The organism is Micromonospora sp. NPDC023737 (genome assembly GCF_040639715.1).
In the GTDB taxonomy this organism is placed as follows: Bacteria; Actinomycetota; Actinomycetes; order Mycobacteriales; family Micromonosporaceae; genus Micromonospora.
The window spans coordinates 59,529-75,148 of record NZ_JBFAAL010000001.1; the positions used below are offsets into that span (position 1 = coordinate 59,529).

The 15,620-nt window shown below is 72.3% G+C and carries 10 protein-coding genes and 2 pseudogenes; 5 read left to right on the plus strand and 7 right to left on the minus strand.

What is annotated here, in order from left to right:
* Positions 1 to 180 precede the first annotated feature (180 nt).
* On the minus strand, positions 181 to 1,959 hold the full coding sequence (locus AB0F98_RS00310) for a M14 family zinc carboxypeptidase (protein ID WP_357726280.1): 1,779 nt from the start codon (positions 1,957 to 1,959) through the stop codon (positions 181 to 183).
* Positions 1,960 to 2,329: 370 nt separating this feature from the next.
* Between AB0F98_RS00310 and AB0F98_RS00315 the strand changes: the two genes are divergently transcribed.
* Together AB0F98_RS00315 and AB0F98_RS00320 are read left to right on the plus strand one after the other, a co-directional pair.
* Positions 2,330 to 2,974: a hypothetical protein gene (locus tag AB0F98_RS00315; protein WP_357726283.1), complete on the plus strand. Its 645-nt coding sequence runs from the start codon at positions 2,330 to 2,332 to the stop codon at positions 2,972 to 2,974.
* 266 nt (positions 2,975 to 3,240) lie between these two features.
* On the plus strand, positions 3,241 to 4,218 hold the full coding sequence (locus tag AB0F98_RS00320; RefSeq protein ID WP_357726286.1) for a hypothetical protein: 978 nt from the start codon (positions 3,241 to 3,243) through the stop codon (positions 4,216 to 4,218).
* Between the two features lie 232 nt (positions 4,219 to 4,450).
* Here AB0F98_RS00320 and AB0F98_RS00325 read toward each other — a convergent pair whose 3' ends face one another.
* The 4 genes and pseudogenes from AB0F98_RS00325 to AB0F98_RS00340 form a co-directional block, all read right to left on the minus strand.
* On the minus strand, positions 4,451 to 5,401 hold the full coding sequence (locus tag AB0F98_RS00325; protein WP_357726289.1) for an iron-siderophore ABC transporter substrate-binding protein: 951 nt from the start codon (positions 5,399 to 5,401) through the stop codon (positions 4,451 to 4,453).
* A 212-nt stretch (positions 5,402 to 5,613) separates the two neighbouring features.
* Positions 5,614 to 6,378: pseudogene (locus AB0F98_RS00330) on the minus strand (ABC transporter ATP-binding protein); the annotation flags it as partial.
* Positions 6,379 to 6,428: 50 nt separating this feature from the next.
* Positions 6,429 to 7,532 (minus strand): iron ABC transporter permease, encoded by a 1,104-nt coding sequence (locus tag AB0F98_RS00335; RefSeq protein WP_357726292.1) that lies wholly within the window; start codon positions 7,530 to 7,532, stop codon positions 6,429 to 6,431.
* On the minus strand, positions 7,529 to 8,575 hold the full coding sequence (locus tag AB0F98_RS00340; RefSeq protein WP_357726295.1) for an iron ABC transporter permease: 1,047 nt from the start codon (positions 8,573 to 8,575) through the stop codon (positions 7,529 to 7,531). The genes AB0F98_RS00335 and AB0F98_RS00340 overlap by 4 nt, the downstream gene beginning before the upstream one ends.
* A gap of 150 nt (positions 8,576 to 8,725) precedes the next feature.
* Here AB0F98_RS00340 and AB0F98_RS00345 point away from each other — a divergent pair, with 150 nt between their 5' ends.
* Positions 8,726 to 9,085: a YciI family protein gene (locus AB0F98_RS00345; RefSeq protein ID WP_357726297.1), complete on the plus strand. Its 360-nt coding sequence runs from the start codon at positions 8,726 to 8,728 to the stop codon at positions 9,083 to 9,085.
* Between the two features lie 32 nt (positions 9,086 to 9,117).
* On the opposite strand, the gene AB0F98_RS00350 is transcribed toward AB0F98_RS00345, so the two are convergent.
* A complete protein-coding gene (locus tag AB0F98_RS00350; RefSeq protein ID WP_357726300.1) occupies positions 9,118 to 9,546 on the minus strand; it encodes a cytidine deaminase in 429 nt (142 codons plus the stop codon).
* Between the two features lie 316 nt (positions 9,547 to 9,862).
* On the opposite strand from AB0F98_RS00350, the gene hrpA reads away from it, so the two are divergent.
* Both hrpA and AB0F98_RS00360 read left to right on the plus strand, forming a co-directional pair.
* Complete coding sequence (gene hrpA / locus AB0F98_RS00355; RefSeq protein ID WP_357726303.1) at positions 9,863 to 13,900, plus strand: ATP-dependent RNA helicase HrpA; 4,038 nt, start codon at positions 9,863 to 9,865, stop codon at positions 13,898 to 13,900.
* A 200-nt stretch (positions 13,901 to 14,100) separates the two neighbouring features.
* Positions 14,101 to 14,634: pseudogene (locus AB0F98_RS00360) on the plus strand (DUF998 domain-containing protein); the annotation flags it as partial.
* Positions 14,635 to 14,678: 44 nt separating this feature from the next.
* On the opposite strand, the gene AB0F98_RS00365 reads toward AB0F98_RS00360, so the two are convergent.
* Positions 14,679 to 15,614 carry a LysR family transcriptional regulator gene (locus AB0F98_RS00365; RefSeq protein ID WP_357726306.1) on the minus strand — a complete coding sequence of 312 codons (936 nt, stop codon included), beginning with the start codon at positions 15,612 to 15,614 and terminating at the stop codon, positions 14,679 to 14,681.
* Positions 15,615 to 15,620: the final 6 nt, after the last annotated feature.

The window sequence follows — 15,620 nt, forward strand, 5'->3', positions numbered from 1 at the left end:
CACACGGCGGCTCCCTGGTCGCCGCCGGGGCGACCGGCGCGACCCTGAACGCGCCGGTACGGACGACACGGCCTCGCACCGTCCCCGGCCCGCCGGAGTTGGCCCGCCTGCCGGTCGCGGCTCCACGAACCGCTTGGGCGCGTCGCCCGCCGACCGGCCGCCGGGCGACGCGCCTGCGGGTCAGCGTCCGGCGCCGATCGGCTTCTTGGGACCGGCCGGGCACCTGCTCAGGTCGACCGCCTTCGTCTCGCCGCGGCCGATCGTGACCGTGACCGCGCGGTGGATCTTGCCCGCCGGGTTCCGGCAGGACACCACCCAACTCTCCGGCAGCAGCACGGAGCTGTCCTGGCTCTGCCGCAGCGACGGCAGGACGTGCCACTCGAACCGGCCGCTGTCCGGCACCCGGATCGTGCTCTCGATCCGCAGGTCGGACGGCAACGCCACGGTCTCGCCGTCCCGGGTGACCGGCGAGGAGTTCACGGAGACGTCCTTGCTGATGGTGAGCTCGATGCCGCGGGGAGCCGACCCGGTGAGGACGGAGTGCGTACGCCGATCGGCCGCAGCGGACCAGGCGATGAGGAGCGCCTCGCGGATACTCGATCCCGGGTACGCTCCGACACCCCAGTACTGGTCCACGACGTACTGGTACTGCGGGTGGAACCGTTCGAGGCCGCTGTGCCCCGGGGTCAGCTCCGGAGTGAAACCGAGGGTGCCGTTGGCGTACAGGCCCTGCTGCTCGGCGACGCCGCTCGCGACGTAGTAGACCTCCGGCCAGGGACCCGTCGGCCAGTCACCGAGGGCCGTACCGAGTTGCTGTGCCAGGCCGTCGTAGAGCGCCACCTCCGCCGGTACGGGCTCCAGCGGTGACGACGGGGCACGAAGCAGCCGGGCGTCTGGCGTGTGGTTGTTCACGGCGACCACGACCTGGTGACTGTTCAGCAGGTCGGTCATGGCTGCGATCTCCGGCTCGGAGTACGGCGCCGCACCGTGGTGGTTCTCGGCGGTGGGAGACGCACTGGACCCTGGGCCGCCCCAGAACGCCCCGTAGTTGCGGTTCAGGTCCACTCCGAGCGGAGCGGCATCCGGGGACGCGCACTGCTCCCAGGTCGGCACCGCACCGGCCGCGACCCGGCAGTTCTTCCGCTTCATCTCGTGGATGCGTTCTCGGGACATCTGGTAGCCGTCCGGATTCACCGCCGGCACGATGATCAGTCGAGTGGAGTCGACGAGGTTGCGGATCTGCCGGTCCGTGCCGTAGTTCTCCAGGACGTCCCACGCGAACTCCATGGTGAATTCGAGCGTGGGCCACTCGCGGGCGTGGTGCAGGCCGCTGGTCAGGAAGGCCGGCTTTCCGGAGTAGGTGTCGACGTCGCTGGTGATCTCCATGCCCAGGATCGGATGCCCCAGCAGGGACCTCCGGGAAAGCTCGAACACCTTGACCTTGTCCGGGTAGCGGCGCTCGAGCTCCCGCATCTCGCTCTCGGTCTCTTCCAGCGTGCGGTACGAGACTCGACCGGTCGGCAGACTGGAGGCGAGCGTCGGGTCCGTCCGCCGGGCATCCTCCCGCCGGTCTTCGGCCGCGCGGGCGGCCGTCATGGTGGTGAGCTGGGCCGATACGTCGGAGAGCGCCACCGGCCAGTTCCCCGACGCGAGCCGCGCGCGGTCGGTCTCCCCGTGCAGCAGCACCTCGGCGTGGGTGCTGGTGAGGTCGATGACGTCCAGGCCGAGGTCCATCAGCTTCTGCCGTTCGGCGGTGCCGCCGACCTGGACTCGTGCGATCGCCAACCCGGTCGCCGCCTCCGGGGCCGGTTGTTCGGAGCCGGGGGCGGCGGTGGCGGCCGTCGCCAGAGTGGTCGACAGGACGGCGGCCAGGCTGAACGCGCCTGCCCTTCTCGGCCATCGGGCGTTCTGCGGGGAGACGCCGGCCCGTCTTGAGTGGCGGGTGGAGGACAACTTCAACTGACACTCCTCTGGCTCGTGATCCTGGGTGACAGGTCCGATCCGGACAGTGTGCCACCGAAGTGGACGGAGAGCGGGCCTCCCGCACGGCGCAAGCGATCCCACCGGGCGAGGTGGGAGGCGTGGGGCGCCGCGCCGCTCCCCCGGCGGCACGGCGGCGCGGCCCGTGACAGCACATGGCCAACGACGCTTTCCGGCGACGGGCACCCTGACCGCCGCCCGCCTACGCGGCCTCTCCCGGACCAACGCCGACCAGCCCAGGGCACCGCTTCGCCGGGACGAGAACCTGGCCCCTCACGCACTGGGCGATGTCAGCCCCGTCGATTAGAATGTATGTACTAATCACGGCTGCTGAGCTGGGAGGACGCCCGTGACCGCGCCCACCTCCACCCCCCTCACCCCGTACGCCACGCTGCTCGGCTTCACCCGCTACGTCGATCGCACCGGCCCGACGAAGGCCACCTTCGTCGGGGGGCTGCGCAAGCAGCGGGCGAGCCGGCACGGCTTCAACCCGCACGGCCAGTTCGTCAAGGCGCTCAAGGCCGACATCGCCTTCCACACCGGCGGCACGCACCTCGATCAGGTGGTCGACCAGGTAAAGCCCCGCTGGCGCCCGCTCTACCAGGCGCTGGTGCCGGGCGCGACCGCCTGGCTGCACTCCCTGGGCGAGCCCGGCTCGATCGATCTGGCCCAGACCCGCGCCGCCCTCGCCATGCTCGGCGACCTGCCTGTCAAGATCAACCCCCACTTCGGCGTACGGCACTCCGACGGGCGCGTCGAGGCGGTCCGTCTGCACTTCGACGAGGCCCCGCCGAGCGAGGAGGCGGTGCTGGCCACGCTGCACCTGATGGCCCGCCACATGGATGCGGTGCTCCCGCACGCCGAGCCGGTCCTGGTCGACGTCCGACGCGGCCAGGCGCACCGGATGCCCGACAGCGCCAAGGCCGACCAGATCGAGCGCTGGCTCGCCGGCGAGGCCGCCGCCTTCCGCGCCCTCTGGACCACCGCCGCCTGACCCACCCTGTCCACCGGCGGACACTCCATCGCCCGAAGCGCGCCTTCGCGACCTCGCGGCGGGCGCCCTGGGCGTGCCGGGCATCCGCAAGATCACGCTCGATCGTGGAAGTAGTGGTCTCCCCCATCTCGGAGGCCACTACTTCCATGTTGCAGCGATCTTCCCGCGCCACGGGTGTTTTGCAGGGTCACGACCGAATCCGGTGGCGGCCGCAGGGTTGTCCACAGGGTCAGCACCGCGACCTCGTCGTCCGCCAGCCTGTACGCATGCCGAAGTCTCCCCGCCGCCCGCCCCAGCTACGCGGTCGGATCTTCCGCGGCTCCGCCGCCATCTCCCGCGGCCTGCTGACCCGCAACGACCTGCGCAGCTCGGCGTGGCGACCGCTCTTCCGTGACGTCTACGCCGACGCACAACTCACCATCACGCATCGGACCAGGTGCCTCGCGGTCAGGCGTTGGCTGACCCCACCTGGCACGGCGATCGCCGGCCGGTCCGCGGCGGCCCTCTACGGGGTGGGGACGGTGCCGCCGGACCAGCCGATCGATGCGCTCGTGCCGGTCGGTTCGGCCGCGGGCACCTCCGGTGGGCGACAGTCCCGACGGCCGTCCGGGCGGCCGGAGAGCACCCGCGCGAGCCCACGGCGCGGTCCCATCGCGGGGCTGCGCGTGCACCACGGCGAACTTGTGCCGGCGGACGTGGTCGACCATGCCGGGATCCTCGTGACCTCGCCAGTCCGGACCTGCTGGGACGTCGCCCGCTGGCTCGACGTAGTGGAAGCGGTCGTCGTCATCGACGGTCTACTGGCCCGCCGGCTCACCGACGTGGCGGCGCTCCGGGAGTTCGCACTGGCCCGAGCCGGACGTCGGGGCTGGCGGTCGCTGCTCCGCGTCGCCGACCTGGCCGACGCCGGGGCGGAGTCGCCGCAGGAGTCACGCGCACGCGTCCGGCTGGTGCTGGCCGGTCTCCCCCGCCCGCAGACCCAGTACATCGTGGCCGAGTCGGGGCGGTTCATCGCCCGGCTGGACCTCGCCTGGCCGGAGTTCAAGGTCGCGGTCGAGTACGACGGGCTCTGGCACGACGACCCCGAGCAGTTCCACCGGGACCGGCGACGGTTGAACCGCCTCCTCGGCAACGATTGGATCGTCCTGCACCTGACCGCCCGACGACTCCGGGACGACTTCGCCGGGTTCGTGGCGGAGGTGCGGGCTGCGCTCCGTTCCCGTGGCCTCCGTGGCCGTGCCTGATCACCAGGTAGCCCCGCCACCCTGCCGAGCAACCGCGCCACCATGCCGAGCAACCGCGCCACCATGCCAAGATCGCGCTGGCACAAGGAAGTAGTGGCCTCCCAATCGCAGGGAGGCCACTACTTCCTGGATGCAGCGCGATCTTGCAGCGCACCACCGACGCAGCGCACCGGTGGGGCGCGCGGAGGCGGGGGGCGGCGGGGACGCGGGGACGCGGGGACGCCGGGCAGGGTCAGGCGGTGAGGTATTTCTGCAGGTCGTCGAGGATCTTGTTGGCGGCGCCGACGCCGATGCCGGTCATCCAGACCTCGTCGGGCACCACGTAGACCTTGTTGGCCTTGACCGCCGACAGGTTCTTCCAGAGGCTGCCGCCGGTGACCTGGGCCTGCTCGGCGGCGGCCTTCTCGCCGAACGCGGTCACGAAGATGACGTCGCCGTCGACCTCGCTGATGCGCTCGGGGCTGACCTCGTCGAAGCGCTTGTCGTCCTTGTTCGCGAGCAGCTGCCGCTCGGGGCGGGCCAGCCCGGCGTCACCGAGCACGATGCCGGAGAAGGAATCCGGACCGTAGACGCGGATGCTGCCGGGGCGGAAGCGGACGATGGAGATCTTCTGCTTGGCGGCGTCGCCCAGCTTGGCGCCGAACTCCTTCGCCCGCGTCTCGTACTGGCCGAGCAGGTCCTTGGCCTCCTGCTCCTTGCCGAGCGCCTTGCCGTCGAGGAGGAAGTTCTCCTTCCAGGTGATGCCGACCTTCTCCGTGAAGACGGTCGGCGCGACGGCGGAAAGCTCGTCGTAGAACTTCTCCTGGCGGAACTTGCTGCCCAGGATCAGGTCCGGCTTCAGCGCGTTGATCGCCTCGATGTCGGGCTCGCTGATCTGCCCGACGTCCTTGATGCTGGCGAGCTTGTCCGCGCCGAAGTAGGTCGGCCAGCCCTTGGCCTCACCGGTGTTGGTGGCCCCGACCGGGGTCATCCCGAGCGAGAGCATCGTGTCGATCTTGTCGCTGTCGAGCACGACGACGCGCTGCGGGTGAGCCGGCACCTTGGTGGTGCCCATGGCGTGGGTGATCTCCCGGGTCTCCCCGCCGGCGGTGGTGCCGGCGACCGGGTCGCTCTCACTGCACGCGGTGAGTCCGACGCCGAGGGCGACGGCCGTGGCGAGGGCGGCGACGAGACGACGACGCATCAGTGTCCTTCCGAAGGATATGAACCGGCGAGAGCGTTTTCGCTGCCGGCTGGGGTGACACCGGTGGATCCGGTGGGTGCGGTGGCATCGAGGGGCGACGGGACGGCGCCGGACGAACCGGCACCGGACGAACCGGCACCGGACGAACCGGCACCGGACAGGGTGGCACCGGACGGTGGGACCGTCGCGGGGGCCAGGGTGGGGCTGGTGAGCGCGGGCACCACCAGCGGGGCCCCGGTCACCGGGCAGGGCACGACCACGCAGTCGAGCCCGAACACCTCGCGGACCAGGTCCGCGTCGAGGATCTCCCGTGGCGGCCCGGCGGCCACCACGGCGCCGGCTCGCATCGCGACCAGGTGATCGGCGTACCGGGCGGCCTGGTTGAGGTCGTGCAGCACGGCGACCACGGTGCGGCCCCGCTCGACGCGCAACCGGTGCAGCAGGTCCAGCACCTCCACCTGGTGGGCCAGGTCGAGGAAGGTGGTCGGTTCGTCCAGCAGCAGCGCCTCGGTGTCCTGGGCGAGGGTCATGGCGATCCACACCCGCTGACGCTGGCCGCCGGAGAGCGTGTCCACCGGCCGGTCGGCGAGGCCGGCCACGTCGGCGAGGACCATCGCGCGGTCCACCGCGGCGCTGTCCTCCTCCGACCACTGCCGCCACCAGCGCTGGTACGGCTGCCGCCCGCGACCGACCAGGTCGGCGACGGTGACCCCCTCGGGCACCAGCGGACTCTGCGGCAGGACGGCGAGCCGCCGGGCGACCTCCCGGGTGGGCAGGTCCTGGATGGCCTTGCCGTCCAGCAGCACGCTGCCGCTGCGCGGGGCGATCAGCCGGGCCAACGTCCGCAGCAGGGTGGACTTGCCGCAGGCGTTCGGCCCGACGATCACGGTGAACGCGTCGGCGGGCAGTTCCAGGTCCAGCCCGTCCAGCACGGTCCGCTCGTCGTAGCCGGCGACCAGGTCGCGGGTGGAGAGCATCACGCCTCCCGAAGGGTGGTCGACGAATAGGGATGGGGTCGGTCGGTCGGTCACGACGACCTCTTGCGGCCGCGGAGCAGCAGGTACATCAGGTACGGGCCACCGATGGCGGCGGTCAGCACGCCGGCCGGCAGTTGCGTCGGGGCGAAGAGTCGCCGCCCGGCGAGATCGGCCAGCACCAGCAGCAGCGCGCCGAGCAGCGCGGCGCAGACCAGCGGTGGACGTTCGGAGCGGACGAGCCGGCGGGCCACCTGCGGCGCCACCAGCGCCACGAAGTCGACCGCGCCGACCTGGGCGGTGACCATCGCGGCGACGAGCACACCGGCGCCGGCGAGCCCGATCCGGCGGGCCACGGGGCGCAATCCGATGCCCCGGGCGGTGTCGTCGTCGAGGGCGCTGCTGTTCAACGCCCAGCCGGCCCAGGCCAACACCGGCAGCAGCACGAGCAGGGCGCCGCCGATCCAGGCGGCCTCGGCCCAGCCCTTGCCGGCCAGGGTGCCGACCAGCCAGATCTGGGCACGCTGCCCGTCGATGGCCTCGGCGGTGATCATGACGATCTCGGTGAGCGCCCGCAGGGCGAACGCGACCGCCACACCGGCCAGCACGAACCGCTGCGCGGCCAGCCCGTGCCGCGCGCCGAGGGCGAGCACCACGACGGCGGCGACCAGGCCACCGGCCAGCGCCGCCGGCGCGACCACCACCGCCGCCGCACCACTGGTCAACGCGACGGTCGCGGCGAGGCCGGCGCCCTGGGTGATGCCGATGACGTCCGGGCTGGCGAGCGGGTTGCGCGCCACGCTCTGGATCAGCGTTCCGGCCACCCCGAACGCGGCGCCGGCCACCGCGGCGAGCACCACCCGGGGCAGCCGCAGGTCGAGGACGACCAGGTCGTACGGGGTGCCGGCGCCGGAGAGCGCATGCAGCACGTCGGCCGGGGCGACGTACGGGGTGCCGAGGGAGAGGCTCAGCACGAAGGCCACGGCGAGCAGCACCACGAGGACGGCGGCGACCAGCACCGAACGGCGGCGGATCTGCAGGCTGAGCGGGCCGAGCCGCAGCAGCGAGCGGCCGGGCAGGCGAGCGGCGACGGACGGGGTCACGACGGGTTCGCCGGCCGTCGCGGCGACGGTCCGATCACGGCTGGGGGCGGTCACGCGGTCACCACCTTCGCGCGGCGGACCAGGATGGCGAGCAGCGGCGCGCCGATCAACGCGGTGATGATGCCGGCCGGCACCTCGCTGGGTGGGTCGACGAGCCGGCCCACGATGTCGGCACCGAGCAGCAGGGCCGGCCCGAGCAGCGCGGACACGGCGAGGGTCCAGCGGTGGTCGGCGCCGACCAGGGCGCGGGCCAGGTGCGGCACGGCCAGGCCGACGAACGCGATCGGCCCGGCGGCGGCGACGGCGGCACCGGTGAGCAGGACGGCGGCGACGCCCCCGCCGAGACGGACGAGGCCGATGCGGTTGCCGAGGCCGCGCGCCACGTCGTCGCCGAGGGCCAGCGCGTCCAGGCCGCGGGCGACCAGCGCGGCCAGCACGAGCCCGGCGAGCAGGAACGGCAGCACCTGCACGGCGACGGACAGGTCCCGCCCGGTGAGCCCACCGACCACCCAGAACCGGTACGACTCGAAGGTGTGCACGTCGGTGCTGAGCAGCGCGTACACCACGGAGCCGAGGCTGGCATCGAGGGCGGCTCCGACCAACGCGAGGGTGACCGGGCTGGCGCCCTCGCGGGTGCGGGCGGCCACGGCGAAGACCAGCAGCCCGGCGAGGAACGCGCCTCCGATGCCGAACCAGACGTAACCGGCGAGCGTGCTCACGCCGAAGACGGAGATGGCCAGCACCACGCCGAACGACGCGCCGGCGCTGATGCCGAGGATCCGTGGCTCGGCCAGCGGGTTGCGGGTGAGGGCCTGGAGGAGCACGCCGGCGACGGCGAGCGCCACGCCGACGACGAGACCGAGGGCGGTCCGCGGTAGGCGCAGCTCGCGGACGATGGTGCTCGCCTCGCCGCCGTCCGGCGACACGAGGGCGTGCCACACCTGGTCGACGGGGAGCTGCCGGCTGCCGAGCGCGAAGCTGGCCAGCACGGTGAGCAGCAGCACGAGCGCGGCCGCGACGGTGACCGCGATCCGGCGCCCGCTGCGGGCGCCGGTGCGGTGGCCGGCCTCGACCGGCCGGCTGAGAAGGGTGGTCACGAAACTCCTGCGGTTACGCGCTTAGGTTCGCCTTACCTTAGCCGACTGAGGTTAGGCGCACCTAACGGTGGCCCTTTATCGAACCTCGTTGACCTGCGCGTACGTCGCGAACCCGGTACCAGCGGGAACGCACGCCCCTAGGGTGGGGAAATGCGATACGACCAGCACACGGTCGTCCTGCTGGCGCAACCCTCCGACGCCCCGCAACTGCCGCCCGAGGCGTTCGACCGGTTGCACGCCGCGCATCTGGCCCACCAGTCGGGGCTGGTGGAGCAGGACCTCGTCCTCGCGGCCGGACCCTTCGTGGACGCGGACGACGAACGGCTCCGCGGCTTCGTCGTGCTCTCCGTGCACCCGGACATGGCACGCGAGCTCTTCCACAACGATCCCGCCGTGCGTGCCGGGCTGCTGGAGGTAAGGGTGATGCGCTGGATGGTCCCGGAGGGCATCATCCGGTTCGAGGGCGTGCCGGTGCCGCGTTCGATGCTCGAGGCGGCGGCCGGCGACTGAGCGCGCGGCCGACCGTCCCTTCCCGGGTCGGGTCAGTCGCCGGGCCGCGGCGCGGGCACCGGGTCGATCTGATGGTCAGCCCAGACGTACGTCTCCGGAAGCAGGTCGCCGATCGACACGACACGCAGCCCGTCCGCCGGGCCGACGATCACCCGGATCGACGGGAAGTAGTCCAGGAGCACCTGCCGGCATCGCCCGCACGGCGGGATCACCCCACGCCCCCGGTCCCCCACCGCGACGATGGTCTCCAGCCCGGTGACGCCCTGGGTCGCGGCGGCGCCGATCGCGACCACCTCCGCGCACGGTCCGCCCGTGAAGTGGTAGACGTTCACCCCGGTGAAGACCCGTCCGTCGGCGGCACGGGCCGCGGCCGCGACCGTGTGGTTCTCGCTGCGGCAACGCAGCTTGGCGACGGCGGTCGCCGCCTGCACCAGCGCCCGGTCGGTGTCCCGCAGCTCCATAACGCCCCCCGTCGTCGTCCGGCGGCCACTCTAACCGGGCCGGCTGCCGAGACCCGGCCGGTGGTCGGCCGCCCGGTCGCGGCGGATTCCACGGAAGGATCTTGGCAGCGCAGACGGGGGCGGGGATGCCTCGACGAGCGCGATACCCCGGAGTCATCAATATGCCTGTGCGGTGTCGACGCAGCGGGTCAGCCCCCGCCGGGTGGGCGTTCCTGAGGCGTCAGCCCGCAACGACACGGGGCTCGGCCCGGTTGGAGCGGGCCGGACGGTAAACCAGGAGGCGGCTTCCGGGCGGCGGCCTATTCTTGGCGACGACATGCAGAATCCAGCCGTACCCGCCGCTCCCGACACCGTCCGGGAGCTGCACCGCCGCCTTTCCCCCCTGATGTTTCGCGACCAGCGCCGGCTCCAGCGGCGGCTGGACGGCATCCGCAAGCTCCGCGACCCGCAGCGGCGGGCGGCGGCGCTGACCGAGATCACCACCGAGGTCGAGCGGGCCGAGCAGCGACTCGCCGACCGGCGGGCCGCCGTGCCGACGATCACGTATCCGGCCGGCCTGCCGGTGAGCGAGCGCAAGGACGACCTCGCCGCCGCGATCCGGGACCACCAGGTGGTGATCGTGGCCGGCGAGACCGGCTCCGGAAAGACCACCCAGCTACCCAAGATCTGCCTGGAGCTGGGGCGCGGGATCAACGGGCTGATCGGGCACACCCAGCCGCGGCGGCTGGCCGCGCGTACGGTCGCCGACCGGATCGCCGACGAGCTCGGCACCGAACTGGGTGACGTGATCGGTTACAAGGTCCGCTTCACCGACCAGGTCGGCGACCGCAGCCTGGTGAAGCTGATGACCGACGGCATCCTGCTCGCTGAACTGCAGACCGACCGGATGCTCCGCCAGTACGACACGCTGATCATCGACGAGGCGCACGAGCGCAGCCTCAACATCGACTTCATCCTCGGCTACCTGAAGCAGCTGCTGCCCCGTCGCCCCGACCTCAAGGTGGTCATCACCTCGGCGACCATCGAGACCGACCGCTTCGCCCGGCACTTCGCCGACGCCGAGGGCAATCCCGCGCCGGTCATCGAGGTCTCCGGACGGACGTACCCGGTGGAGGTGCGGTACCGGCCGCTGGTCGAGGTCAGCGAGTCGGACGAGGAGGACGGGGACGAGGAGAACGTCCGCGACCAGATCCAGGCGATCGGCGACGCCGTCGAGGAACTGGCCGCCGAAGGCCCGGGCGACATCCTGGTCTTCCTCAGCGGCGAGCGGGAGATCCGCGACACCGCCGACGCGCTGAGCAGGCTGGTGGAGAAGAAGCCGCTGCTGCGCGGCACCGAGATCCTGCCGTTGTACGCCCGGCTCTCCGCCGCCGAACAGCACCGCGTGTTCGCCCCGCACGGCGGGCGGCGGGTGGTGCTGGCGACCAACGTGGCGGAGACCTCGCTGACCGTCCCCGGCATCAAGTACGTGGTCGATCCCGGCACCGCCCGCATCTCCCGGTACAGCAACCGGCTCAAGGTGCAGCGGCTGCCGATCGAACCGGTCTCCCAGGCGTCGGCGAACCAGCGCAAGGGGCGCTGCGGCCGCACCTCGGACGGCATCTGCATCCGCCTCTACGACGAGCAGGACTTCCTCTCCCGACCGGAGTTCACCGACCCGGAGATCCTGCGGACGAACCTGGCCTCCGTCATCCTCCAGATGACCGCTATCGGGCTCGGCGACATCGCCGCGTTTCCGTTCATCGAGCCGCCGGACCGGCGCAACATCACCGACGGCGTCAACCTGCTGCACGAGCTGGGCGGATTGGACCCGACCGAGCCCGACCCGGCGAAGCGGCTCACCCCGCTCGGGCGGCGGTTGGCGCAGCTGCCCGTCGACCCGAGGCTGGCCCGCATGGTGGTCGAGGGTGAGCGCAACGGCTGCGCCACCGAGGTCATGGTGATCGCGGCGGCGCTGTCGATCCAGGACCCGCGAGAGCGGCCGGCCGACAAGCAGGCCCAGGCCGACCAGGCGCACGCCCGGTTCACCGACCGGGAGTCGGACTTCGTGGCGCTGCTCAACCTCTGGCGCTATCTGCGGGAGCAGCAGCGGACCCTGTCCTCCAGCGCCTTCCGCCGGATGTGCAGGGCCGAGTACCTCAACTACCTGCGGGTACGCGAGTGGCAGGACATCGTCAGCCAGCTGCGCCAGGTGCTGCGTACGCCCGAACAGGGTGGGGGGCGCGGCGGCCGACCGGCGCGGGAGGCCGGCGCTAACGACGGCGGCCGGCGTGGCGGCGGCGCGGACCTGCCGGAGGAGATCGACACCCCGAAGGTTCACCAGTCGCTGCTGGCCGGGTTGCTCTCGCACGTGGGCCTGAAGGACGCGCAGAAGAACGAGTACCTCGGCGCCCGGGGCGCGAAGTTCGCTCTCTTCCCCGGCTCGGCGCTGTTCCGCAAACCACCGCGCTGGGTGATGGCCGCCGAGCTGGTGGAGACGTCCCGGCTCTGGGGCCGGATCGCCGGCCGGGTCGAGCCGGAGTGGGTGGAGCCCCTCGCCCAGCACCTGGTGAAGCGCAGCTACAGCGAGCCGCACTGGGAGAAGAAGCAGGCGGCCGTGATGGCCTACGAGAAGGTGACCCTCTACGGTGTCCCGCTGGTCACCTCGCGGAAGGTCAACTTCGGCCGGATCGATCCGGCGCTCAGCCGGGAGCTGTTCATCTGGCACGCGCTCGTCGAGGGCGACTGGCAGACCCACCACCAGTTCTGGCGCGACAACCAGCGGCTGCTGACCGAGATCGAAGAGTTGGAGAACCGGGCCCGGCGGCGGGACATCCTCGTCGACGACCAGACGATCTTCGACTTCTACGACGCGCGCATCCCCGCCGACGTGGTCTCCGGGCGGCACTTCGACTCCTGGTGGAAGCAGGTCCGGCGGGAGCGGCCCGACCTGCTCACCTTCACCCGCGAGCTGCTGGTCAACGAGGGCCGGGGCGGGGTGGACGAGGCCGACTACCCGGACGAGTGGCGCGCCGACGGGGTGACGTTGCCGCTGACCTACACCTTCGACCCGGGTACGGCCAGCGACGGCGTCACGGTGGACATCCCGCTGCCACTGCTCAACCAGGTGCCGGCGGAGACCTTCGACTGGCAGGTGCCGGGGCTGCGTGAGGAGCTGGTCATCGCGCTGATCCGCTCACTGCCCAAGGCGCTGCGCCGCAACTTCGTCCCGGTGCCCGACTACGCCCGGGCGGCGCTCGCCGCCATGCCCGCCGGCGAGGAGCCGCTGCTGGACGCCCTGACCCGGCAGCTGCGCCGGATGACCGGGGTCACCGTGCCCCGCGACGCCTGGGAACCGGCGAAACTGCCGGCGCACCTGCGCGTCACCTTCCGGGTGCTCGGCGAGGACGACAAGCCGGTCGCCGAGGGCAAGGACCTGCCGGCGCTGCAACGGCAGCTGAAGACCGAGGTACGGCAGGTGGTGGCGGCCGCCGCGCCGGACGTGGCGCGCACCGGGTTGCGCGAGTGGAGCATCGGCACCCTGCCCCGCACCATCGAACAGGTCCGGGCGGGGTACGCGGTGACGGCGTACCCGGCGCTGGTCGACGAGGGCGCCACCGTCGGCGTACGGGTCTTCGACTCGGCGCCCGAGGCGGAGGCGGCACACTGGGCGGGCACGCGGCGGCTGCTGCGGCTGACCGTGCCGTCACCGGCGAAGTTCCTTCAGGGGCGGTTGTCGAACGAGGCGAAGCTGGCGCTCAGCCGTAACCCGCACGGCGGGGTGCAGGCGCTCATCGAGGACGCGGCCGGCGCGGCGATCGACAAGCTGGTCACCGACGCGGGCGGCCCGGCCTGGGACGCCGACGGCTTCGCCGCGCTGCGCGAACGGGTCCGCGCCGACCTGATCGACACGGTGGTCGAGGTGATGGAGCGGGCTCGCCGGGTGCTCGCCGCCGCGTACACGGTGGAGCAACGGCTCGGTGCGACGAAGAACCTGGCGGTGGTGGCCGCGTTGGCCGACATCCGCAACCAGCTCACCGGGCTCGTGCACAACGGGTTCATCACCGAGGCCGGGTACGCGCGCCTGCCCGATCTGCTGCGCTACCTCACCGCGATCGAGCGGCGGCTGGACCGGCTGCCGGGCAGCCCGCAGCGGGACAAGCAGCAGCAGGACCGGATCGCCGTGGTGCAGAAGGAGTACCAGGACATGCTGGCGGCGCTGCCACCGGCGCGGCGGCAGTCGGCGGCGGCCCGGCAGATCCGCTGGATGATCGAGGAGCTTCGGGTGAACGTGTTCGCCCAGGCGCTCGGTACCCCGTACCCGGTGTCGGAGCAGCGCATCTACCGAGCCATGGACGAGGCCGAGGGTCGCTGAAACGGGCCCTGATCGGGTGGTGTGGTGCGGGGCGCACCGGGAACACGCTCGCCCTCGCGTGCCCGTCCGGGCGCGCCCCCGGGTGAGGAGAACGGCTCGTGCCCACAGCCCCCGCGTCCTCCGGGTCGGCCACCGGAACCAGTTTCCGGCCGGCCCGCACGCCGGCCGTCGCCCGAATCGTCGGGCTGTTCGGGGCCGGGGTGGCGATGCTCCTGTTCGGCGTGCTGCATCTGCCCGGGCATCCCGTCGACCCGGTGCGGGACACGGTCAGCGACTACGCGCTGTCGCGTCACGGATGGATGTTCAACGTGGCCGTCCTGACGCTGGCCGCGGGTTCGGCGCTGCTGCTGGCTCCGGCGTTCCGCCGATCCGGACGGTCGACCGCCCGGTGGGGAGGGCCGCTGGCGGTCGTGGGGCCGGCCGGGCTGGTCGCCTGGTGCGTGGGACTGGTGGTCCTGGTGGTCTTTCCGCGCGACCCGGTCGGCGTGCCGGTGACGACCACCGGGGACATCCACCGTTGGGCCGCCGTCGCGGCGCTGTCCGGGCTGCCGGTGGGCGCGCTGCTCGCCGCCGTACGGCATCCGGGCCGCGTCGCCCGCGCGGTGGTCGCGGGCGCGGGTGTCTGCGTGGTCGCCCTGATCCCCTTCGTGGCCGCCTATCTGGTGGGTTCGCCGCTGCGCCCGTACGTCGGTCTGCTCGAACGCCTCGTCTGCCTCGGTGAGGTCTGCCTGCTGATCCTCGTCGCCCATCTGCGGCGCGGCGACGGGGTCGCGGGGGTCTACAGCGGTTCGACGCCCGGTGGGAGTTCGCTGTCGGCGGTGGCGTCGCGGACGTACTCCAGCAGGATGCGGCGTAGCTCCCGACCGGCGTTGGTGGGGACCACGTCGCGGCGCCGGGCCACCGCGATGGTCCGGGTCACGCCCGGCGGGGCGAGCCGCGTGATGCGTACGCCCGGGCGGCGGGCGACGACGATGCCCGGCACCAGCGCGATGCCGAGCCCGGCCTCGACGAAGCTCAGCACGGCGTCCATCTCCCCGCCGTCGACGGCGAACGTCGGTTCGAAGCCGGCCGCCCGGCACGCCTGAATGGTGGCGTCGCGCAGGTCGTAGCCCTCGCGGAACATCACCATCGGCTGGTCGCGCAGGTCGGTGATGCGCAGCTCGTCGGCGTCGTCGGGGGTCCCCGGTTCCGCCGCGGAGGCGACCACGAGGCTCTCCCGCAGGATCGGGTCGACGCGCAGTCCCGGGTCGGCGCCCTGACCCGGCATGATGATCAGCGCGAGATCCAGGTCGCCGCGGAGCAGGTCACGGACCAGGTCCTGGGAGCCGCCCTCCTCCACCCGCAGGTCCACCGCGGGATGCGCGTCGCGGAACCGGCGCAGCACCGGCGGGGCGAGTGACGTGGCCAGGCTGGGGGTGGCGCCGAGGCGGACCCGGCCGCGCCGGAGCCCGACCAGTTCCTGCACCTCGCGGGTGGCGGTGTCGACGTCGGCGAGGATCCGTCTGGCCAACGGCAGGAGCACCTCGCCGGCCGCGGTGAGGGCGATGTTGCCTCTTACTCGTTCGAAGAGCGGGGCTCCCAGGTCGCCCTCCAGAGCGTGAATTTGCTTACTCAGCGACGGCTGGGTTATGCCGACGATGTCGGCAGCCTGGGTGAAATGTCGTACTTCGGCCACCGCTACGAAGTACCTCAGCTGGTGCAGCTGCATGCTCATAGCCTA